22 protein-coding genes are annotated in these 21,103 nt (G+C 72.3%); 8 read left to right on the top strand and 14 right to left on the bottom strand.

Annotation, left to right across the window (positions count from 1 at the left end; genetic code table 11):
- Positions 1-69 precede the first annotated feature (69 nt).
- The 3 genes from AB4Z02_RS10650 to AB4Z02_RS10640 are packed head-to-tail and all read right to left on the bottom strand — an operon-like array spanning position 70 to position 2,032.
- Positions 70-657 (bottom strand): hypothetical protein, encoded by a 588-nt coding sequence (locus tag AB4Z02_RS10650; RefSeq protein ID WP_441970867.1) that lies wholly within the window; start codon positions 655-657, stop codon positions 70-72.
- On the bottom strand, positions 654-1,367 hold the full coding sequence (locus AB4Z02_RS10645) for a class I SAM-dependent methyltransferase (protein WP_441970865.1): 714 nt from the start codon (positions 1,365-1,367) through the stop codon (positions 654-656). Before AB4Z02_RS10645 ends, AB4Z02_RS10650 begins: the two co-directional genes overlap by 4 nt.
- The gene (locus AB4Z02_RS10640) at positions 1,364-2,032 is read right to left on the bottom strand and encodes a helix-turn-helix domain-containing protein (protein WP_441970864.1); all 669 of its coding nucleotides are present in this window, start codon (positions 2,030-2,032) and stop codon (positions 1,364-1,366) included. Before AB4Z02_RS10640 ends, AB4Z02_RS10645 begins: the two co-directional genes overlap by 4 nt.
- Positions 2,033-2,171: 139 nt before the next feature.
- Here AB4Z02_RS10640 and AB4Z02_RS10635 point away from each other — a divergent pair, with 139 nt between their 5' ends.
- Together AB4Z02_RS10635 and AB4Z02_RS10630 are read left to right on the top strand one after the other, a co-directional pair.
- Positions 2,172-2,558: a hypothetical protein gene (locus AB4Z02_RS10635; protein ID WP_441970862.1), complete on the top strand. Its 387-nt coding sequence runs from the start codon at positions 2,172-2,174 to the stop codon at positions 2,556-2,558.
- An 81-nt stretch (positions 2,559-2,639) separates the two neighbouring features.
- Positions 2,640-2,966, top strand: a complete 327-nt coding sequence (locus tag AB4Z02_RS10630) for a spore germination protein GerW family protein (protein WP_056884373.1) — start codon at positions 2,640-2,642, stop codon at positions 2,964-2,966.
- A gap of 10 nt (positions 2,967-2,976) precedes the next feature.
- Here the strand turns inward: AB4Z02_RS10630 and AB4Z02_RS10625 are convergent, their stop codons facing one another.
- Together AB4Z02_RS10625 and AB4Z02_RS10620 are read right to left on the bottom strand one after the other, a co-directional pair.
- Entirely contained in the window at positions 2,977-3,609 is a 633-nt protein-coding gene (locus AB4Z02_RS10625; protein ID WP_441970860.1) for a DUF2231 domain-containing protein, read from the bottom strand.
- Between the two features lie 38 nt (positions 3,610-3,647).
- Complete coding sequence (locus AB4Z02_RS10620) at positions 3,648-5,906, bottom strand: hypothetical protein (protein ID WP_441970859.1); 2,259 nt, start codon at positions 5,904-5,906, stop codon at positions 3,648-3,650.
- Positions 5,907-6,038: 132 nt separating this feature from the next.
- On the opposite strand from AB4Z02_RS10620, the gene AB4Z02_RS10615 reads away from it, so the two are divergent.
- Complete coding sequence (locus AB4Z02_RS10615) at positions 6,039-9,326, top strand: response regulator (RefSeq protein WP_441970857.1); 3,288 nt, start codon at positions 6,039-6,041, stop codon at positions 9,324-9,326.
- 95 nt (positions 9,327-9,421) lie between these two features.
- Here the strand turns inward: AB4Z02_RS10615 and AB4Z02_RS10610 are convergent, their stop codons facing one another.
- From AB4Z02_RS10610 to AB4Z02_RS10600, 3 genes are all read right to left on the bottom strand, one after another.
- A complete protein-coding gene (locus tag AB4Z02_RS10610) occupies positions 9,422-9,802 on the bottom strand; it encodes a hypothetical protein (RefSeq protein WP_056884369.1) in 381 nt (126 codons plus the stop codon).
- A 119-nt stretch (positions 9,803-9,921) separates the two neighbouring features.
- On the bottom strand, positions 9,922-11,082 hold the full coding sequence (locus tag AB4Z02_RS10605) for a CaiB/BaiF CoA transferase family protein (protein ID WP_441970855.1): 1,161 nt from the start codon (positions 11,080-11,082) through the stop codon (positions 9,922-9,924).
- Positions 11,083-11,182: 100 nt separating this feature from the next.
- The gene (locus AB4Z02_RS10600) at positions 11,183-11,371 is read right to left on the bottom strand and encodes a BldC family transcriptional regulator (protein ID WP_056884367.1); all 189 of its coding nucleotides are present in this window, start codon (positions 11,369-11,371) and stop codon (positions 11,183-11,185) included.
- 199 nt (positions 11,372-11,570) lie between these two features.
- Between AB4Z02_RS10600 and AB4Z02_RS10595 the strand changes: the two genes are divergently transcribed.
- The 4 genes from AB4Z02_RS10595 (at position 11,571) to AB4Z02_RS10580 (ending at position 15,271) form a co-directional block, all read left to right on the top strand.
- A complete protein-coding gene (locus tag AB4Z02_RS10595) occupies positions 11,571-12,680 on the top strand; it encodes a Glu/Leu/Phe/Val dehydrogenase dimerization domain-containing protein (RefSeq protein WP_441970852.1) in 1,110 nt (369 codons plus the stop codon).
- 167 nt (positions 12,681-12,847) lie between these two features.
- Positions 12,848-13,045: a DUF3073 domain-containing protein gene (locus AB4Z02_RS10590; RefSeq protein ID WP_056884366.1), complete on the top strand. Its 198-nt coding sequence runs from the start codon at positions 12,848-12,850 to the stop codon at positions 13,043-13,045.
- A gap of 139 nt (positions 13,046-13,184) precedes the next feature.
- Entirely contained in the window at positions 13,185-14,726 is a 1,542-nt protein-coding gene (locus tag AB4Z02_RS10585; RefSeq protein ID WP_441970850.1) for a purine-cytosine permease family protein, read from the top strand.
- The gene (locus AB4Z02_RS10580) at positions 14,723-15,271 is read left to right on the top strand and encodes a cysteine hydrolase family protein (RefSeq protein ID WP_082590763.1); all 549 of its coding nucleotides are present in this window, start codon (positions 14,723-14,725) and stop codon (positions 15,269-15,271) included. The genes AB4Z02_RS10585 and AB4Z02_RS10580 overlap by 4 nt, the downstream gene beginning before the upstream one ends.
- 86 nt (positions 15,272-15,357) lie before the next feature.
- On the opposite strand, the gene AB4Z02_RS10575 is transcribed toward AB4Z02_RS10580, so the two are convergent.
- Genes AB4Z02_RS10575 through purM form a run of 4 tightly spaced genes read right to left on the bottom strand, consistent with a single transcriptional unit; the run spans position 15,358 to position 18,017 of the window.
- Entirely contained in the window at positions 15,358-15,894 is a 537-nt protein-coding gene (locus AB4Z02_RS10575) for a hypothetical protein (protein ID WP_441970849.1), read from the bottom strand.
- Positions 15,895-15,953: 59 nt separating this feature from the next.
- Positions 15,954-16,448, bottom strand: a complete 495-nt coding sequence (locus AB4Z02_RS10570; RefSeq protein WP_056884364.1) for a hypothetical protein — start codon at positions 16,446-16,448, stop codon at positions 15,954-15,956.
- Positions 16,449-16,477: 29 nt separating this feature from the next.
- Positions 16,478-16,855, bottom strand: a complete 378-nt coding sequence (locus AB4Z02_RS10565) for a hypothetical protein (protein ID WP_441970847.1) — start codon at positions 16,853-16,855, stop codon at positions 16,478-16,480.
- A 49-nt stretch (positions 16,856-16,904) separates the two neighbouring features.
- Complete coding sequence (gene purM / locus AB4Z02_RS10560; RefSeq protein WP_441970846.1) at positions 16,905-18,017, bottom strand: phosphoribosylformylglycinamidine cyclo-ligase; 1,113 nt, start codon at positions 18,015-18,017, stop codon at positions 16,905-16,907.
- Positions 18,018-18,255: 238 nt separating this feature from the next.
- On the opposite strand from purM, the gene AB4Z02_RS10555 reads away from it, so the two are divergent.
- The gene (locus AB4Z02_RS10555; protein ID WP_441970844.1) at positions 18,256-19,254 is read left to right on the top strand and encodes a hypothetical protein; all 999 of its coding nucleotides are present in this window, start codon (positions 18,256-18,258) and stop codon (positions 19,252-19,254) included.
- A gap of 31 nt (positions 19,255-19,285) precedes the next feature.
- Here AB4Z02_RS10555 and purF read toward each other — a convergent pair whose 3' ends face one another.
- Positions 19,286-20,824, bottom strand: a complete 1,539-nt coding sequence (gene purF, locus AB4Z02_RS10550) for an amidophosphoribosyltransferase (RefSeq protein WP_056884359.1) — start codon at positions 20,822-20,824, stop codon at positions 19,286-19,288.
- Between the two features lie 30 nt (positions 20,825-20,854).
- Positions 20,855-21,088: a hypothetical protein gene (locus tag AB4Z02_RS10545; RefSeq protein WP_441970842.1), complete on the bottom strand. Its 234-nt coding sequence runs from the start codon at positions 21,086-21,088 to the stop codon at positions 20,855-20,857.
- Between the last annotated feature and the right edge of the window lie 15 nt (positions 21,089-21,103).

The following is a 21,103-nucleotide window of genomic DNA, read 5'->3' as shown; positions in this document are numbered from 1 at the left end:
CCCTTCCGCGCGACAGTTGACCGGGAGATTTGATCGGCTCGGCGCGACCCGCCGGGGGCCGCGATGCTGTCAAGAGTCGAGCTGGTGGGTCGCGGGTGGTGACGAGCCGAGTGCGCCGTGTGCTCGGCCAGCGAGATAGAGCTGCACGTTCTTGGCCACCTGCTCGAGTGGTTTCGGTGGTAGGTAGGCGTGGGCGCCCGCATCGAGCAAGCGGCCGACGGGACCCGGCATGTCGAGGTCGAACTCGGGGTCGAGGATCTCGGTGACGATGATCTGTGCGTGCGGGAAGAGCAGGGTCCAACGGTGTGTGAGCTGAGGGCTGTGGGCACAGGTGAGAACGACATCGGCGGTGTCGGGGGCGTCGTGGAAATCGAGGATGACCCAGTCCAGGCCGAAGGATTGGCGCAGTAGGTCGCGTGCAGGACTGCTGAGGCGCATCGTCGTAGCGAGGACCTTGGTGCCCTCGCGCAGGTCGCTGTGCTTGGTCGCAGGGGCGGGGACGATGGTGCCCTCGAGAACTGCGGAGGAGTACGTGATGGTGCCGATGGTCTGCCCGTCGCGGCGAAGGAGCACCGGTCCGGAGGTTGCCAGGCTTTCCACCCATGCCCGCAGACCGGGCTCGAGGTGGTCGAGGTCGACGACGGCAGGAACGGTCATGGCGACTCGAGGGCGAAGAACAAGAAGCAGATGAAGCGGCGACCCTCAGGGGGTAGGAGCTCGGTGGGAGTGTCCAGGTCCGCAGCAGGCTCGGTGGCACTGGTGATGACGAGGCCGGCGTCGAGGAACGCGTTGATGACGTCCTGCAGGGGTCGGTGCCAGTAGGTGAGGGTGAACGTGGCGCCGTCGTGCTCGTAGTCCTCGGAGTACCGGGTCAGGGCGAAGTAGTCCTCGTCCTGGTAGCAGAACGCGTAGACGAAGGGGTGGATGATCGATACCACCAGCCGCCCACCGGGCTTGAGCACACGGCGCAGCTCCGCAAGGGCTGGTGCCCAATCCTGCACGTAGTGCAGAGCCAGTGAGCAGGTGACGATGTCGAACTCATCGTCGTCGTATGGAAGCGGTGCGGAGAGGTCGACGACCTGGACCTCGGAGTCGCTGCCGAGGCGGTCCGCAGCGATGTCGATCATCGCGGGGCTGAGGTCGAACCCTGCCACGACGGCGCCGTGGTCGCGCAGCGCCACCATGAGAGGTCCGTGGCCGCAACCTGCGTCCAAGACCCGTTTTCCCCTGACGTCCCCGGCGAGGCGGAGCATCTCGGGTCGGGCGTACCAGGCGTTGAACAGGCTGTTGTCGTTGGCGGCGGCGTACGTGGCCGCGAAGTCGTCGTAGTCAGGGGCGCTCGAGGTGACGGCGTCGGTGCTGGTCATTGCTGCTGCTCCTTCTGGGGTCCGTTCGTGGTGGCGGCGATGTCCTGGACGAGGGCGGCCATGACGACTCCGTAGTAGGCGCGGCGCTCCACGCCGTCATCGACGTCGTTCAAGGTGCGGGAGGTGTCGGTCCAGCGGTCGAGGAGCTCCGCGAACTCGCGGCGCATCTGCTGGAGTTCGGTGTCGCTGAGGCGCACCGCGAAGTCGTCGCTGATCGTGCGCTGCTGGCCGCTGGGGAGGTCGGCGGGGGCCGGTGGCTCCTGGATGGCGCGATGGAGCGCGAGCACGTGGCCTTCGGCGACGCGGCGAAGGACGCCTACCGCGGCCTCCCCGCCTTCGAGCTGCCGCATCGCGTCGAGGTCGATCTCGAAGCCTCGGTCGGACGTCATGCGCCACCAGCGTTCCCGCCCGTTCTCGGACCGCTCCGGGTTCACCTCGATCAGCCCGTACTTGGCCAGCTGTCGCAGATGGAAACTGACCGAGTTCGCCGGCTCGCCCAGAGCAGTGGCCAGATCCACGACGCGAGCCGTCCCCCGCCGCGACAACTCGCCGAGCAGTCTCATTCTCAGCGGATGCGTGACCGCGAGGACCGCTTTGGGGTCGGAGATCCTCGTGGGGGACATGCGTGGAGAGTCGTCGGACACGAAGCCCACGATGCCGTGCACGCAGCGAACACGCAAGTAGATTTGCGCAATTTTACTTGCGATTAGTCGAGGGGGCGCCGATGTGATCACAGCGGGCCACCTCTGAGCGCAATGAGTTCGGGTCTGGGAACCACCGGCCCCAGCGGGGCGTCCCTTCGGCATGACGACACGCACCCTCGCGCTCCGGTGCTCCGCCCTCTCGGCGCTGCTGGTCGTGCTGACCGGATGTGGCGGCGCTCTGACACACCTGCCCAACGAACCCGTGAGCCCGGTGGCGCCCCGGTCGGTCGACTCGGGCGGCCAGGCGTTCTCGCTCTACACGCATTGCGGGATCGACGAGCTGCAGGTCGACGGCAGGTTCTACGAGCGTGTGGGCGGGCTCCTCGACGACGGCAGCGGCAACCCACCCAGGGGATGGGACAACCCGTACCAGGCAGGCCGGGTCACCCGCAGCGGAAGCGTCATCATCTTCTCCGACGACAAGGGCCATCGAGAGCGGTTCGAGCTGCGGCGGGGCGCCACCGCCTTCACCCGCACCTGCTCTTGAGTGCAAGACCTCACCGGCCGCCTGAGCATCAGGGCCCTTCGGCCCTGAGTCGGTCCACCCCGACCGACCTACGGTGGCCGGATGGACGTCCAGGAACTGCTGTCGAAGGTCACCAGTGACCTCTCCGTGAAGCGTGTGTTCGGCGAACCCATCGAGCACGACGGGACGCTGATCGTGCCGGTTGCCCGTGTCCGCGGAGGGGCGGGCGGGGGCACCAGCACGGCCGAGGCCAACGAGGGGTCGGGGGGTGGAGGCGGGGTGGACGCGCGACCGATCGGCGTCTTCGTCGTCAAGGGGCCCGACGTCTCGTGGCAGCCGGCACTCGACGTTACCCGCGTCGCGATCGGTGGGCAGGTCCTCGCGATCGTGCTCTTCCTCGTGCTGCGGTCGGTCCTGCGCCGTCACTGACCCGGCCTGATCAGCCGGTGGCGGTGCCCGGGCGCGAGAGGACGGGGCCGGTGCCGTCGGACCGGTAGGCAGGGTGGCGGCTGCCGGTGCGGCGGGCCACCACGAGGTGGCCGCCGAGGAAGCCCGAGAGCCCGGTGACCGCGGTGCCGGCGAGCTTGAGCGCCAGGCCGAGGCGCGGTGACCGCTCCTGCGTGGCGTACGAACCCGCATACAGGCCCAGGGCCAGGACGTTGAGCGTCCCGTGCGCCGACGCGACCCTGGTTTCCGGCCGCGAGGTCTGCCGCCACTCCGCCAGACCCGTGGCGGCGGCTGGCGCGGCAGCGGCCAACCCGGCCGCCAGCAGGCGCCGGGAGGCTGGGCGGTCCTTGCCGTGACCCAGCAGGTCGAGGGCCAGGCTCGAGGTCCAGAACCCGATCGGCAGGTCGGTCAGGAACGGGTGCAGAGCATGCCCCACGTCCCGCCCCAGCAGGATCCGCTGCAGAGGCTCCCTCCCGGCGGGTGACGCCAGACCTGCCAGGGCCGGGGCGAGGCGGTCCAGCGCGGCGGTGCGCTCCAGCTGTTGCACCAGGCGCACGAGCAGCGGCGCCCCGACGGTGACCGACGGGGTGGAGTCGGGAAGGTGGTCGGCGGTCGCGGAGGTCATGCCCGGCCAGTGCCCCCGGACCGCACCCGCCAAACCCGTCACTCCCGCGGGGTGATCCGCAGCGCCGGCATGGGCTGCGGCGCCTTGTGGCCGAGGCGCTGGGTCTCCGGGACGCCGGTCGGCGAGGCGCCGGCGAGCGCCGCGACCGCAGTACGGGCGCGACGGCGCTGCGTCTGGTTCTCCCAGTTGTACGACGGCGCGCCACCCACCGGCAGGTCGAGCAGGTCCTTGAACGAGTGGGTTCCGTCCGGGTGGCTGCCGGCCGGGCCGAGGGCCCGCTCCACCTGTCCTCCGGCCACCTCCACCAGTGACAGGCTGGTACGCAGCCGCAGCCACCGGTGGTTCTCCCAACCGGTCCAGCCGTTCTCCCCGGGCAGCGAGAACCGCTCCCGCAGGACCTGGCCGGCCAGCTGACCCCGGCGCGCGAGCGCCGCGATCCGGGAAGGCGGCATGGCGAGGTTCATGCCGCCCTCCTCGGGCGACAGGCTGACGTGGGCGATCCGGTCGCGGAAGCCCGGCAGCGGCAGCTGGAGCAGGTCGTTCCAGTTCTGCATGGTGTCCAGGATCGCCTTGGCGAAGCCCGGCAGCGTCGGCCCCGCCGCGTCGAAGAGGTTGGGCGCCTGCGCGCGGCCCGCGCCGTTGCCGATCGGCAGGTAGACCGAGCTCGACTCGTCACCGGGAACGGGCGGGTGCGCCGGGTGGTGCGGTCGCAGGTTGACGCCGAACGTCGGCCGCGTCGGGGCGAAGCTGTCGAAGAAGTGGATGGGGAAGTTGCTCGTGATCCCGCCGTCGGAGAACCACACCCGGTCGGCACGCAGCGAGACTCCTTCGGCCCGCAGCCGGCGGACCGCCTCGCGCACGACCGCATCCTCGGAGACCAGGTCGCCCGGGGCGGCGTCCGCCTCGGTCGCCTGGTCGGTGGCGACCGCCATGAGGGCGGCGCTGATGCGGTCGAGCGGTTCGGTGTTGGTGGCCCGGTCCACCGCGTGCAGCGGCACGGCGCTGATGAGGACGGGGAACGACAGGCTCATGCGGGCCGCCACCACGACCGGCACGTCAGCTGCCGCGGGGAAGGGCACGAGGGGGGCCAGCAGCTCGTCGGCCACCCGGCGGCGCCGGCGGTCGGTGGGCGAGCCGCCCACCGGGGCGGGGTGCGCCAGCACCCAGTCGACCACTGCCGGGGGGAAGAGCCGCCGCAGCTCCCCCGGGTCGACGTAGAACCCGACGGACTCGAACGGCATGCGGTAGGGACGGCTGCGGGTCACGCACGTCGTCATCACCTCGAGGTTGATCGCCGGCGACTCGGGACGAGCCGTGCCCGCGATGCGAGGCGCACCGGGTCCGGCCCAGAGGTGCCCGAACGTCAGCGGCCCCCTCTCCGCCGCACCCGACGCCGCACCCGACGCCGCACCGGACCGCAGGCCGGCCGCCCGGTCGAGGAGGTCGGTGAGCCAGGGCGTCAGCGCGGCGCTGCCCTCGAACCCGTCGCCCTCCATACCGCTGCACAACCCGTAGAGGTTGTCGGGCACGTCGCGCAGGAGCACCCGGCCGAGCACCCAGACCGTCCCGGCCAGCAGTCCGACCAGGAGGAGCAGCCAGCCGAGCACGCCCACGAGCGTCGTCGCCCAGGTCCCCGCCCCGGAGACCCCGACAGCGACCACGACCGCCACGAGGACCAGCACCGCGACACCCAGGGCCACCGGCGCGCGACCGACCAGGCGCCCGACCCCCGCACCCAGGACGACGGCAGCCACCACGGCGAGCAGCCCCCAGGCCGCGCCGGACGCGCCCGCGGCGACCAGCAGCAGCAGGCCCGCAAGCGCCCCCAGGAGCAGGCGCCACCACCCGCCCGCGGCCATGGCGGCAGAGCGGAGGCCACGCAGGGCCAGCCCGGTCCGTGACCCACCGCCACCGCCGCCGAGCGAGGCGACGAACAGGGCGTGCAGGGGCGCGGTACGGCGCTGGGGCTGGAACAGCGTAAAGAGCCGCGACCGCCCCTGGTGCGTGCCACCCAGCACCCCCGGGAGCCCCGCGAGCACCGGGTACCCGGCGCCGGGCCGGTGCCGCCCGTACTCCGCTGCCGCGGCCGCCGCCGCAGCGATCGCCCCCGCCGAGGTGCCACCCACGTTGACCAAGCGGTAGCGGGTCGCGAGGTCGCACACGGCCCACGGGTAGACGATGCCGCTGGTGATGCCGCCCTTCATGACGACGTCGCAGGTGGCGGGAGGGCTCGCGTAGGCCTCGGGCCGGCCGAGCGGCTCGGGGACCGTCAGCGGAGGGTTCTGGTCCGTGCTCATGGGCATCCCCCGGAGGTGCGTCGGCTGGTCGTCCACGCTAGCGGCGGCGGTCAGGTTGTCGGAAGGCTCGCCCGCGTGCAGATGTCTGGTCTCGAAAACGAGTGTTTGACCGTGCTTGGGTGGCGTTGATCGGTGAAGATCTCCCTTGTGCACGATCTCGCCGCCGGGGGGCCCGACCCCCGGGACCTCAGCCGCTGGCTCGTCCAGGCGTCACCGGACGGCCTGTGGGTCTTCGACGAGGAGGGCCGCACGGTCTTGGCGAACGACCGGCTCGCGGCCCTGCTCGGCCGCACACCGGAGGAGATGCAGGGCCTGTCGGTCTTCGAGACCCTCGACCAGCAGGGCAGGGAGGAGTTCCGCCACCACCTGCAGGACCTGCGGACGACGAGCGAGCCGGGCGACAACCTCGAGTGCAGCCTGCTGCGCAAGGACGGCACCCGGTTCTGGGCCCTGGTCAGCCACACCCCGATCCGCGACGACGACGGCGGGCACGTCGGGTGGCTGCACCGCGTCACCGAGTACAGCCACCAGCGCCGGCTGATCGACACCCTCCAGCGGCGCGAGCACCAGCTCGCGGAGGCCCAACGCATCGCCCGGATCGGCAGCTGGGAGTGGGACGTCGCCCACGACGTGGTCACCTGGTCGGACGAGCTCTACCGGATCTACGAGGTCGAGCCGGACAGCAGCCTGGTCCCCGACTACCAGTCGTTCATCGACCACCTCCACCCCGACGACCGCGACGCCGTCGCCGCCGCCATCGGCCAGGCGATGGCCGGTGACGACGTCTTCGAGTTCGACGCCCGCGTGGTCCGCACGACCGGCGCCCTCGCGTGGATCCGGGGTCGCGGGCGTGTGGCGCGAGACGGCGACGGCCAGGTCGTCCGCATGGGCGGCACCGCCCAGGACATCACCGCCAGCAAGGACGCCGAGCAGGCGCTGGCCCTGCTGTCGGCCATGGCCACCGCCGCGAACGGGGCCACCAGCCTGCGTGACGTCGTGCCCCAGATCCTCGTCGACGTGGCCACCCACACCGGCTGGCGCCCCGTCGCGGCCTGCATGGTGGACGACGACGGCAGCCTGAGGCCCGTCGAGGGCGTCCGCGAGGCACCCGAGGCCGACCGCACCGAGGCCCTGCGCCTGACCCGCCTCGCGGTCGGCTCGCGCACCCCCGAGGTGTCCACGACCACCGAGGGCACCATGCTCGTGACCGTCCCCGTGGTCGCCGAGGACCGCACCGCCTGCGTCATCGTCATGGACACCCGGGCGGCGACCGCCCTCTCCGACACCGACGGCGTCACCATGGGTCAGGCCTCTGCCCTCTTCGCCCGGGTCGCGGAGCGCGAGTGGACGCGGGAGCGCCTGGCCCGGGCCCGTGACGACGCCACGGCCGCCTCCGTGGCCAAGTCCGAGTTCCTGGCCACCATGAGCCACGAGATCCGCACCCCGCTCAACGGCGTCATCGGCCTGTCCGAGCTGCTGGGGCGCACCGAGCTGACCGACCGCCAGCGCCGCCTCGCCGACGGGATCGACGCCGCAGGTCGCCACCTCCTGTCCCTGGTCAACGACATCCTCGACCTGTCCAAGATCGAGGCCGGGCGCCTCGACCTCGAGCGGGTCGACTTCGACCCCCGGGCCGTCATCGAGCAGAACAGCACGATCGTCGTGGAGCAGGCGCGGTCCAAGGGCCTTGAGCTCGCGGTCTCCTGCCAGCCCGATCTGCCCCTGGCTGTCCGTGGCGACCCGGTGCGGTTCGGCCAGGTCGTCGCCAACCTGACATCCAACGCGGTGAAGTTCACCGCCAGGGGTGAGGTCGTCGTCCGGGCCTCGGTCGAGGACACCGGTGACGACACAGTGGTCCTGCGCGTCGAGGTCAGCGACACCGGGGCCGGGATGACGCCCGAAGTCCAGTCCCGGCTCTTCACGGCCTTCTCCCAGGGCGACACCTCCACCACCCGCGAGTTCGGCGGCACCGGCCTCGGCCTGGCGATCTCGCGCCAGATCGTGACGGCCATGGACGGCAAGATCGGCGTCAACAGCGAACCCGGGTCGGGCAGCACCTTCTGGTTCACCGCCACGTTCGCCCCGGCCGCCGAGCTGCCCCGCCGGCCCGCTCCCGGCACCGCCGCAGTGGCCGGCCTGCGGGTGCTGGTCGTCGACGACAACGAGACCAACCGGTTCATCCTCGAGGAGCAGCTCGCCGCCTGGAAGGTCGAGGCCGCACTGGCGTCGTCGGGGGTCGAGGGCCTGGGCCTGCTCGACGAGGCCGACCGGCGCGGCGCCCCGTTCGACATCGTCCTGCTCGACTACCTCATGCCCGGCGTCAACGGCGAGCAGTTCGCCCGCATGGTGCGCGGTGACGGCCGGTTCGCCCGGACCCGCATCATCCTGCTGAGCTCCTCGATGGACCTCGACACCGCGGCGCTTGCCGACGCCGGCATCGACCTCTCGCTGACCAAACCCGTCTTCGCCTCGCACCTCTTCGACAGCCTCGCCACTGTCGCGTCGGCGCCCGCGGGCGCCGGCCGCGACAGCCTGCCTGCCCCCCTCGTCGCGCCCCGGCCCGACCCCGAGGTCCCCACCGGTCGGCTCGGCCACGTCCTCGTGGTCGAGGACAACGCGGTCAACCAGATGGTCGCCGTGGGCATCCTCGAGAGCCTCGGGTATGCCGCCTCGGTCGCCGAGAACGGCGTGGTCGGCGTCTCCACCTACCTGGGTGACCCGGACGCCTGCGACGCGATCCTCATGGACTGCCAGATGCCCCAGATGGACGGGTATGCCGCGACACGCGCGATTCGTGCCCGGGAGGACGCCGGTGCGCGCGTCCCGATCGTCGCGATGACCGCTGCCGCCATCGCCGGCGAGCGCGAACGCTGCCTGCTGGCCGGCATGGACGACTTCCTCACCAAGCCGGTCGACGTGGCACTGCTGCGCGCGACCCTGGCCCGGTGGGTCCCCCAGCCGGAGGAGGTCGGGGCGCCCGACGAGCCGTCCGAGGGCACCACGGAGCAGGAGCCGGGCGGCACCGTGGAGCAGGAGGGGGCCACCGTGCCCGATCTCGACCCCGAGGTCCTCGACACCGCCCGGCTCGGTGAGCTGCTCGACCTCGACCCCGGCGACCCGTCGATGCTGCTGCGCTTCATCAGCCGCTTCGGCACCGGCTCGGCCCAGACCATGGCCACGCTCGTGGAGGCGCGGGACGCCGGCCGCGCGCACGAGATGGGCCGGGCCGCCCACGCGCTCAAGGGCAGCGCCGCGAACCTCGGCGCGACCTGGCTCGCGACGGTGTGCAAGCTGCTGGAGGACCTCGGCGACGAGGGCGGGCTCGCCGATGACGAAGCCCTGGCCGCGTTGGCCAGGGCTCGTCAGCAGGCGGTGTCAGCGCTGGAGGAGTACGCCGCCGCCCTCCGTGGTGGGGCCTGAGGACACGCAGGCCCCACCACGGAGGCGGGTCGACCGGTACCGAGCCCGGGGGTGCTCGGCGCGAGCGTGGTCACGCTCGCGCCGCGTGCCGCCCGTCAGACCGCTTCGACGTCCCAGCGCTGGACCGGGGTGGCGAGGTAGCCACCGGTACGGGCTCCGAGGGCCAGCCGCCGGCGCACCTCGCGCATGAGCTCCTCGTTGGACGCGAGGAGAAGGGTCTCGGTGGGGCTCATCGGAGCCATGACGTGCAGGCCGCAGCCCTCGGCAGCCCGCAGGACGATCTCGCGGACCGGCACGGAGAGCGCCCGGGCGAGGGCCAGCATGTCCTCACCCTCGGGCCAGCCGGCCAGCACCGGGGAGTCGAGGATCGTGGCGAGCATCCACTCGTCGATGTCGGTGCGCTCGGCGAGGACGGCACGGTTCCACCCGAGCAGGTTCATCTGGTCCTGCACGAAGACGCCGAGGCTGTTGGTCACTGGTCACTCCTTGGTTTCACGTGCGCAAGTTACGTGATGATGAAACAGGGATGGGGGATGTTGAATGGTCGGACTTTGCCAACCCTTGAAGGTCCGGTCCCCCGTTCGGGTGAGCGCGGCTAGTCCGTCCTCCAAAGCCCCAGCTCGTCGAGCACCTCGTCGGTGTCGGCACCCGGTTCGCGCGCCGGTTCGCCCGGTCGTCCGGGCGTCGCCGAGAACCTCGGTACGGCGCCCGGCTGGTGGGCGGCGGGCCGACCACCCGGCTCGTCGGCGTACGTGCCGCGGGCCCGCAGGTGGGCGTCGGTGCGCGCCTCCTCCATGGTGAGGACCGGTGCCACACAGGCGTCCAGCCCGGCGAACACCCGCGTCCACTCGGCCAGGGTGCGCAGGCCGAACCGCATCTCGAGCTCACGGTGCATCCGCGGCCACCACTGGGGGTCGAGCTGCCCGGCGACGCGCTCCGGCGACCACAGGTCGAGTCCCTCGAGGAGCCGGGCGTAGAAGGCCGGCTCGAGCGCCCCGACCGCCACCCACCGGTCGTCGCGCGTCCGGTAGCAGCGGTAGAACGGCGCTCCGCCGTCGAGGAGGTTCTCGCCGCGCGGCGCCGACCAGAGGCCGGAGGCCAGCATGGACTGGTGCATGGCCGTCATGCTCGCGACCCCGTCCACGATCGCGGCGTCGACGACCTGCCCCTCACCGGTCGAGCGCGCGTGCAGGACTGCCGACACCACCCCTAGGGCGAGCATCGCCCCGCCGCCACCGAAGTCTCCCAGGAGGTTGAGGGGCGGCACCGGGCGCCCGTCGTCACCGGCGAAGGCGTCGAGGACCCCGCTCACGGCGAGGTAGGTGATGTCGTGGCCGGCCAGCGCGGCATACGGCCCGCTCTGGCCCCAGCCGGTCATGCGGCCGTAGACGAGGCGGGGGTTGCGGCGCAGCGCCTCGTCGGGTCCGAAGCCGAGGCGCTCGGCGACTCCCGGACGGAAACCCTCGACGAGCACGTCGCTGCGACCCACGAGCTCCATGACGGCGCGCAGCCCGTCGGCCGACTTCAGGTCGAGCACCACGGATCGACGGCCGCGCAGCAGGACGGCGTGGGTGCCACGCAGGTCCTCCTGCGGCCGGTCGACGCGCACGACGTCCGCGCCCAGGTCGGCGAGCAGCATTGCCGCGAACGGCCCGGGACCGATGCCCCCGATCTCGACGACCTTCAGCCCGGCGAGCGGACCGTGACCTGGACGTGGGACCGCTTGTGCTGAAACGGTATCCGGGTCAGGCGCCATCGGGGCAACCTAGCGAATGCGACCGTCCCGTGGGGTGACGGACGACGACGAGCGCTGGCTGCCGATCCCCGGGCCCTGCCCCCGGGGGTCGGCCAGTGGCTCAGATGACGTCGGAGAGAAGTGCCCTGACCTCAGCCTCCCGGTAGCGGCGGTGGCCTCCGAGCGTGCGGATCGAGTTGAGCTTCCCGGCCTTCGCCCAACGCGTGACGGTCTTGGGGTCCACGCGGAACAACGACGCGACTTCCGCGGGGGTGAGCAACTTCTCGACCTCGGTGGTGCGAGTAACCATGACTTTCTCCTCGTGCAGGGGACGTCTTTCAATAATCGGACAAGCGGGACCTCTTGGGAACATTCCTTACGGGTGGTCCGTGATGGTCCGTTGGGACTAGTCACCCGACCACCATGTGGTCGCAATACGCTGTGCGCAGGCGCGCGACCCGCGCCGAGCCAACCCGTCAGCGCCCTCCCGAGCTCCAGGAGTCACCACCGTGACCACGTCCTCCGCGCCGTCCTCCGCCACCTCCGCCGTCGCCTCCATGTCCCAGCACGAGCAGGTGGTGTTCTGCCACGACCGGGAGACCGGCCTGCGCGCCATCATCGGCATCTACAGCACGGCCCTCGGGCCGGCCCTCGGCGGCACGCGCTTCTACCCGTACGCCTCCGAGGAGGCCGCGCTCAGCGACGTGCTGCGCCTGTCCAAGGGGATGGCCTACAAGAACGCCGTGGCCGGCCTCGACCTCGGCGGCGGCAAGGCCGTGATCATCGGTGACCCGGCGACCGACAAGACGCCCGAGCTGCTGCGCGCCTACGGACGCTTCGTCGAGAGCCTGGGCGGCCGCTACGTCACGGCCTGCGACGTGGGCACCTACGTCGCCGACATGGACGTCGTCAGCGAGACCACGCGCTTCGCCACCGGCCGGTCCGAGGCCAACGGCGGCGCGGGCGACTCCTCGGTGCTCACCGCGTACGGCGTGTTCCAGGGCCAGCGCGCGTGCGCCCAGCACCTGTGGGGCAAGCCCACCCTCGAGGGACGCACGGTCGGCATCGCCGGGGTCGGCAAGGTCGGGCACATCCTCGCCGGCCACCTCCTCGAGGACGGCGCGAAGGTCGTCGTCACCGACGTCAACCAGGACGCGGTCGCCGCGCTCCGGTCCGCCCACCCCGAGGTCGAGGTGGTCGCCGACACCGCCGCGCTCGTGCGGTCCGACATCGACGTCTACGCCCCCTGTGCCCTCGGCGGCGCCCTCGACGAGCAGACCGTGGCCGCCCTGCAGGCCACCGTCGTCTGTGGCGGCGCCAACAACCAGCTCGTCACCGAGGGCCCCGGCGGCACCGCCGACCAGCTCAAGGCGCGCGGGATCACCTACGCCCCCGACTTCCTGGTCAACGCCGGTGGCGTCATCCAGGTGAGCGACGAGCTCCACGGCTTCGACTTCGAGCGCGCCAAGAAGGCGGCCACGGCGATCTTCGACCACACCCTCGAGGTGCTGCGGACGGCCGACGCCCACGGCAGCACCCCGGCGGCGGCCGCGGACCACATCGCCGAGGAGCGGATGGCCGCCAAGGCGGCCGGCGGGATCTGGCTGCCGGCCCGCTGAAGTCGTCCCGCAAGACGGGAGTCCTGCGGCCAAACTTGCCACGCTCCTGTAGCGTTGGCCCCACGACATATACACGATTCCCGGGACCGCTCCGCGGAGTCGAGCCGTCACGTTGACGACTCGTACCCAGCGATGCCGTCCCGCCAGACGCATGAGGGGGTCACGCCATGGGGCGCGGCCGGGCCAAGGCCAAGCAGACGAAGGTTGCTCGGGAGCTGAAGTACTTCTCCCCGAACACCGACTTCAGTTCGCTTGAGCAAGAACTGCACGGGTCTTCCTACGCGGAGCCGGAGCGAGTCTCCAACGACTCCGCGGGCGAGGACGAGTACGACGAGTACGGGAAGTGGGCGTCGGGTCAGCGATGACCTGAGCGCCTGACCAACCACCTCACCTCATGCGCGGGCCCTCGGGCCCGTGTGTCACCGCAGTCCCGCGGCACACCGCCATGCGCGTGTGCCGCGGCGCTGCGGCGTCGGAGCGCGCCCGCGGGTCTACGCTCCCGCCATGAGCACAGACACGCGTGAGCAGACGCGGCGCCTCGGGGTCGAGACGACCGGCATCGAGATCATCGACGAGGCCGACCGGACCGCCCGCCCGTTCGACCTCTTCTGGCCGTGGTTCGCGGCCAACGTGTCGGTCTTCGGCATCAGCTACGCCGCGTTCGCCCTCCAGTTCGGCATCTCCTTCTGGCAGGGCGTCCTGGTCGCCGTCGTCGGCATCGTCGTGTCATTCCTGCTCTGCGGGGTCATCGCGATCGCCGGCAAGCGCGGCTCGGCGCCGACCATGGTGCTGTCGCGGGCGGCGTTCGGGGTCACCGGGCAGAAGGTGCCCGGCGTCATCTCGTGGCTGACCTCGATCGGCTGGGAGACCTTCCTCGCGATCACCGCGACCCTGGCCACCGCGACGATCTTCCGCGAGCTCGGGTGGGGCGGTGGCACCGCGACGAAGGTCGTGGCCGCACTGGTCACCGCCGCACTCGTCGTGCTGGCCTCCGTCGCCGGCTACCACGTGATCATGCGGCTCCAGTCGTGGCTCACCTGGATCACCGGCGTGGTCACGGTGGTGTACGTCGCGATGACCGTCGACCACGTGCACTGGGACGCCGTGAGCGCCCTGAAGGCGGGGACCACCCAGCAGGTGGTCGGCGCGCTGGTGCTGGTGATGACCGGGTTCGGGCTCGGGTGGATCAACATCGCCGCCGACTGGTCGCGCTACCAGCGCCGCGACGCCTCGGGCGCCTCGATCGTCTGGTGGAACACCTTCGGTGGGGCGCTCGCGCCGGTGCTGCTCGTCCTCTACGGCCTGCTGCTCGCCGGCTCTGACCAGAAGCTCATGGACGGCATCTCGGCCGACCCGGTCGGCACCCTGGCGACCATCCTGCCCACCTGGGTGCTCGTGCCGTTCCTCGTCGCCGCGATACTCGCGCTCGTCAGCGGCGCGGTCCTCGGCATCTACTCCTCGGGCCTCACCCTGCTCTCGCTCGGCGTCCGCATCCCCCGGCCGAGCGCCGCGTTCGTCGACGGCGTCATCCTCACCCTCGGCACGATCTGGGTCGTCTTCTTCGCCCAGGACTTCCTGGGCCCGTTCCAGTCGTTCCTCATCACCCTCGGCGTCCCGCTCGCCGCCTGGGCCGGGATCATGATCGGCGACATCTGGCTCCGCCGTCGCGACTACGACGAGGAGGCGCTGTTCGACGCCCGCGGCCGCTACGGCGCGTGGGACTGGGTGTCGATCGGCCTGATGGTCGTGGCCTCGGTCGTCGGCTGGGGGCTGGTCGTCAACCTGTTCGCCGACGACGCCTCGTGGAACAACTGGCAGGGCTACCTGCTCGGTCCGCTCGGCCTCGGAGGCAAGGACGGCGACTGGGCCTACGCCAACCTCGGCGTGCTGCTCGCCCTGGTGATCGGGCTGGTCGGCACGCTCGCCCTGCGGCGCGGCACCGTACGGCGCCAGGAGGAGCACCTCGGCGCCGGACGCGAAGGCCACCTCGAAGGCCACGGGGAGGGCCACCCGGAGCAGGGGCCGGGAGCCGGGGTCGGCGCGTGACCCAGCCGGCCTGGCTGGTGGGCATCGACCTCCAGCACGTCTTCGGCGACCCCGCGAGCGCTTGGTGCGCCCCCCGGTACGGCGCGGCGGCCGCCCAGGTGGCCCGGCTCGCGCGCGCCTTCGGTGACCGGACCGTGCTGACCCGCTTCGTCGCACCGCAGCGTCCCGAGGGCGCGTGGGCGCCGTACTACGAGGAGTTCCCGTGGGCCCTGGTCGGTGACGAGGACCCGCTCTACGCCCTCACCGACGAGGTGGCCGACCTGCCCGGCCGGGTCGTGACGGCGCCGACGTTCGGCAAGTGGGCCGAGCTGCTGCCGGTGGTGGGCGAGCGCCCACGCCTGGTGGTGACGGGGGTGGCCACCGACTGCTGCGTCATCTCGACGGTGTTGGCCGCCGCGGACGCAGGCGCCTCGGTCACCGTCGTCGCCGACGCGTGCGCCGGCTCGACCGACGACAACCACGCCAAGGCGCTCGACGTCATGGCCCTCTACGGACCGCTGGTCACCCTCGCCACCACCGACGAGTTGCTCGCCAGCCTCGCGTAGCACGGTCACGGCCGGCAGCCCGCTACGCCACCGAGGCGGTCCCAGGGGCGCCAGGTGCACGCATCCCCCGAGGCTCGGACCAGAAGTCAGTAGCCTGCCCCGGCGCCGCCCCAGGGAAGGATGGAGCTCCCGTGGCCGGTCGCGAAGGCCTTGGCTTCCGCGGCCGGGTCCGGCTGTGTGCCGATGACGCGGGCTCCGCCCTGGTCGACCCCGGGGTCCGCGGGCGCGGGGTCGGCGCCGTCCCACGCGGCATACCCGGCGAAGAGGCCGAACACCGCGTCCGAGCCGACCACCGCCTCGGCCAGGACCCGGAGCACGCCCGGTTCGCAGGCCGCGAGGAACGCACCGGGGCTGCGGCGTTCGCCGACGACGACGAGCCGAGCCGTCGCGGAGGTCGCATCCGGCGAGAGCCGCTGACCGGCGACGAACGCCTGGCGCACGGCCTCGAGCACCGGCCCGCGGACGCCGGCGGCCGGACCGGACAGCGCCTCGTCGTGGGCCGCTTGGAGGGCGTCGGCCGGAGCCGTCCTCAGCAGGTAGCGGTACTGCCGGACCACCGGGTCCTCGTCAGCTCCCGCCGCGTCAGCTCGACGTCCGTCCCCACCCCACCGGTTGCTCGTCATGCCTCAGGGTAGGACGCCACGACGGGCGTGCGGGCGCGAACGAGGCGAGTCCGCCCGGCTCAGCGGCCGCGGCCGAAGGAGTCCGGGGTGCTGGGTCCGCCCGCGTAGTCGAGGTAGCTGACCCGCACGGTGAGGGGGGTCCTCCAGCGCTCGGCGAACCCGCTGTCGGTCCACGGCTCCTCGGCGGCCACGGGGTCGCTGCCGTCCCAGGCGGCATACCCGCCGAAGAGCCCGAAGGAGGCCTCGGCGAGGACGACGAGGTCCGCGAGCCGGCGCAGGGTGGGCGGGTGCATGGCCGCGAGGAAGGCGCCGGGCGCTCGGCGTTCGCCCAGGGTCACGAGGTGGGCGAGGGCCCGCACGTCGCCACGGTCGAGCCGCAGGCCGGCGACGAGCCCGTCCTGCACCGCGGCGAGGACCTGCCCGCGGTCGCGCCACCCGAGCCCCGAGAGCGCCTCCACGTGCGCCATCTCCAGGGCGTCGGCGGGGGCGGTGCGCAGCAGGAACCGGTACTGGCGCACGACGACGTCCTCGCGCTCGGCCCGCTCCGCGTCCATCTGCTGACGGTACGCCGCCGCGTCCCGTCCTAGAAGGGGCGCAGCCCGAGCCCGAGGGACAGCACCACCGCACCGGCCCCGGCGCCGAGCAGGCCGGTGGTGAGCCCGGCGAGCCAACGCGGGGTGAGGCCCTCGGCGGCTCCGGCGACGACCCAGCCCAGTCCCCACGAGACCCCGAGGCACAGCAGGACGGCGAGGGTCGTGACGACCGTGACCGGCGTGGTGTCGAGCGGGTGCCCGGGTGTCACCGCGCCGGCGACGGTGCCCACGATGCCCAGCAGGGCCGTGAACGCCACGGCCACGAACACGAGGCCGAGGGCGCCCAAGGTGCCGACAGCTGCCGACCAGCACCAGGTCGTCGTCGAACGGGCGCCGTGGCAGCTGTCCGTGGTGGGCCCGCTGTCCATGGCGACAGTGTGGAGCCTGCCCGACGGGCCGCCCCATCCGTGCCGCTACTCAGGCGGGGTGGTCACCCACGACCTGGACGGCGCCGCCGTCGACGCCCTTGGCTCCGTGGACGACCTCGACCCCGGGCTCGAGGGACGCGCCCTCCAGCGCCTCGACCTCGCCGAGGACCCAGGCGGGGATGCCCCGGGACGACAGCTCGCGGGTCGCGGCGTCGACCTGGTCAGCCGGCAGCATGGCGACGAACCCGACGCCCATGTTGAGGGTGCGCTCGAGGTCCGCGCGGGGCACCTGACCGAGGGCGCCGACGGTGGAGAACACCGCGGGCGGCGTCCAGCTGGAGCGGTCGAGGCGTGCGAGGACGCCCTGCGGCAGGACGCGGGCGAGGTTGGCCGCCAGTCCGCCACCGGTGACGTGCGACAGGGCGTGGACGTCGATGCCGTCGGTCCGGATGAGGTCGAGCAGGTCCGCGGAGTAGACCCGGGTCGGGGTGAGCAGCTCCTCCCCCAGCGTCTGGCCGAACTCCTCGACGTGACGGTCGAGGGCCCAGCCGGCCGAGGCCACGACACGTCGGACGAGGGAGTAGCCGTTGCTGTGGAGCCCGCTCGAACCCAGCGCCAGGACGACGTCACCCGCCCGGACACGGTCCGGTCCCAGCACGTCGGCGTGCTCCACGACGCCCGTGGCGGCGCCGGCGACGTCGTACTCGTCGGGGTCCAGCAGCCCCGGGTGCTCGGCCGTCTCGCCACCGACGAGTGCCACGCGCGCCTGCTCGCAGGCCGCGGCGATGCCGGAGACGATGGCCGCGACCCGCTCGGGCACCACGCGGCCGGTGGCGATGTAGTCGGTCATGAACAGCGGCTCGGCGCCGCACACGACGATGTCGTCGACGACCATGCCGACGAGGTCGAACCCGATGGTGTCGTGGCGGTCGAGCGCCTGGGCGATCGCGACCTTGGTGCCGACACCGTCGGTGGACGTGGCGAGGACCGGGTGGGTCATCCGTGCGATGGCGCTCGCGTCGAACATGCCCGCGAACCCGCCGAGGCCGCCGCGGACCTCGGGCCGGGTGGCCCTGCGCACGGAGGCCTTCATGAGCTCGACCGCCCTGTCACCGGCCTCGACGTCGACACCGGCGGAGGCATAGGTGATCGGTTCGCTCACGCGGGCCAGCCTAGTCCCCGCCCGCCGCCCCTCGGTTCGCCCGTCCGCCCTGTTGCCCTGTTGTCCTGGTTGCCCCCCGTAGCCCCCCGGGTCGAGGTATTCGCCGACCACGATCGGGTCGTTGAATACCTCGACCGGTGGGGAGTCGCCGTCCACAGGGGGTCGCCCACCGCCCGGGCGTCCACACGTCGGCGGTGGACGACCACCCCGCGGCCGTTCCATGAGCCAGCGTCGTCGCATGACCACGACGGGCGTCCCGGCATCTCGGACGACGAGCTGGCGGCGTGCCGCTGCTACTCGGCTGGCCGAGGCCACTGACGGCGTGCTGTCCCGTGACACGCTCGCCGGGATCGGGGTCGACGACCGCATGGTTCGTCGCGAGGTGTCGGCCGGGCGCTGGCGCCTGCACGGCAGGCAGACCGTCGCGGTCCACACGGGCCCTCTGGGCCCCGGCGCGTGGCGGCGACGAGCCGTGTGGGAGGTGGGTGCCGGCATCGCCGCCCTCGACGGGGTGAGCGCACTCCAGGCGGCCGGGCTCACCGGTTTCGAGGACGACGTGGTCCACGTGTCGGTCAGGCACACGGCTGCGGTCCGGGCGGTCGACGGGGTGCGGGTGCACAAGCTCGCGCGACGGGTGGAGGGCGAGCTGGTTACGGCCGGTGTCGCGAGGACCCGACCGGCGCTCGCTGCGGTGCGGGCGGCCAGGTGGGCGACCAGCGACCGCCAGGCGGCACTCCTGCTCGTGATGCCCGCTCAGCAGTGGCTGTGCACCGGGGCGCAGCTGCTCGAGGCGGCCGAGGCGACGCGAGGGCGGACGAGGCGGCGCCTGACACCGGTCATCGCCCGTGACGTCGCCCTCGGTGCGCAGTCGCTCGGGGAGCTCGACTTCGCACGCCTGTGCCGCGCCCGCGGCCTGCCGGAGCCGACCCGACAGGCGCTGCGCCACGGCGTTCGCGGACGGGTCTACCTCGATGCGGCGTGGGAGGACATCGGTCTCGCCGTGGAGATCGACGGCGTCGGCCACCGGTTCGGGCTGGCCGTCACCGACGACAACCTGCGCCAGAACGAGCTCGCGCTGGCCGACCACACCGTCCTGCGCATTGACCTCGTGGTGCTGCGGCTGGAGGAACGGCGGTTCATGGACCAGGTGGTCGCCGCCCATGCCCGGCTGTCAGCCCGGCGCCGACCGTCCTCGGCCCAGCCTCGTTCGAGGTATTCGGCAACCAGGTCCGGGTAGGCGAATACCTCGAACGAGAGAAGGTTGGGCGTCAGGGGCGGGTGAGCGCGTCGGCGGCCCCGCCGGAGACCCCGAGGCTCACGCCGTCGACGTCGAGCGGCAGGGTCTCGAAGAGGTTCTTGCCGAGGCGGCTGGAGTCGGGCAGCTCGACCGGGTACTGGCCCGAGAAGCACGCCGTGCACAGCTGGTCGCGCGGCTGCTCGGTGGCGGCCACCATGCCCTCCTCGCTGATGTACCCGAGGGAGTCGGCGCCGATGGAGGTGCAGACCTCCTCGACCCCGATGCCGGTGGCGATGAGCTCGGCCCGGGTCGCGAAGTCGATGCCGTAGAAGCAGGGCCAGCGCACCGGCGGGCTCGAGATCCGCACGTGCACCTCGGCCGCGCCGGCCTCGCGCAGCATCCGCACCAGGGCCCGCTGGGTGTTGCCGCGCACGATGGAGTCGTCGACCACGACGAGGCGCTTGCCCTTGATGACCTCGCGCAGCGGGTTGAGCTTGAGCCGGATGCCGAGCTGGCGGATCGTCTGCGACGGGGCGATGAAGGTGCGGCCGACGTAGGAGTTCTTGACCAGGCCCTGGCCGTAGGGGATGCCGGACTCCTGCGCGTAGCCGATCGCGGCCGGGGTGCCGGACTCGGGCGTCGGCATCACCAGGTCGGCCTCGACCGGGTGCTCCCGCGCGAGGGCGCGACCCATCTCGACCCGCGACTCGTGGACGCCCCGGCCGTTGATGGTGGTGTCGGGGCGGGCCAGGTAGACGTACTCGAAGACGCAGCCCTTGCGGTCGGTCTCGGCGAAGCGCTGCGAGCGCAGGCCGTCCTCGTCGATGGCGATGAGCTCGCCCGGCTCGACCTCGCGGATCAGCGAGGCGCCGACGATGTCGAGCGCCGCGGTCTCGGAGGCGACGACCCAGCCGCGCTCGAGGCGGCCCAGGACCAGCGGGCGGATGCCCTGCGGGTCGCGGGCGGCATAGAGGGTGTGCTCATCCATGAAGACGAAGCAGAAGGCACCCCGGAGCCGGGGCAGCAGGTCCATCGCCGCGGCCTCGAGCGAGCGGTCGGGGTCGTCGGCGAGCAGCGCGGTCACCAGCGCGGTGTCGGTGGTGTTGCCGCGCACCAGCTCGCCGCCGCCGTGGTTGAACCCCTCGGCCTTGCGGTCGGCGACGAGGTCGCGCAGCTCGGCGGAGTTGATGAGGTTGCCGTTGTGCGCCAGGGCGACGGTGGACTCGGCGTGGCCGCCGAGGGTGGGCTGGGCGTTCTCCCAGGTGGAGCCACCGGTCGTGGAGTAGCGGCAGTGCCCGACCGCGAGGTGGCCGCGCAGCGAGGCGAGCGAGCGCTCGTCGAAGACCTGGGACACCAGCCCCATGTCCTTGTAGACGAGGATCGAGCGACCGTCGGAGGTCGCGATGCCGGCGGACTCCTGCCCGCGGTGCTGCAGCGCGTAGAGGCCGTAGTAGGCGAGCTTGGCCACCTCCTCGCCGGGAGCCCAGACGCCGAAGACCCCACAGGCGTCCTGCGGGCCCTTCTCACCAGGGAGGAGGTCGTGCGTCAGCTGTCCGTCGCCGCGTGCCACGTGCGCCAGTCTCCCACAGCGGCGGAGGCCTCAGTCGCGGCGTTCCAGCAGGACTGCGAGGACTGCAGCCGCCAGCCCGAGCACGCAAGCGCCCAGAAGCCCGAGGAAGACCACGGCCGAGGAGTCGCTGAAGCTGCGGCCGTACTCCGTCGTGTCCTGGCTCCCGCCGAGGTAGGCGTAGGCGGACCCGACCACGAAGCCGAGGATCGCCCCCGTGGCGATGAAGGCGACGAAGTTGGGCCGGCGACGACGGGTGGGAGGCACACGGTCACGCTACCC

Source organism: Pedococcus sp. 2YAF34, assembly GCF_052114585.1.
GTDB lineage: Bacteria > Actinomycetota > Actinomycetes > Actinomycetales > Dermatophilaceae > Pedococcus.
Note: the sequence above shows the minus strand (reverse complement) of the source record. Positions and strands in the feature narration are given on the sequence as shown.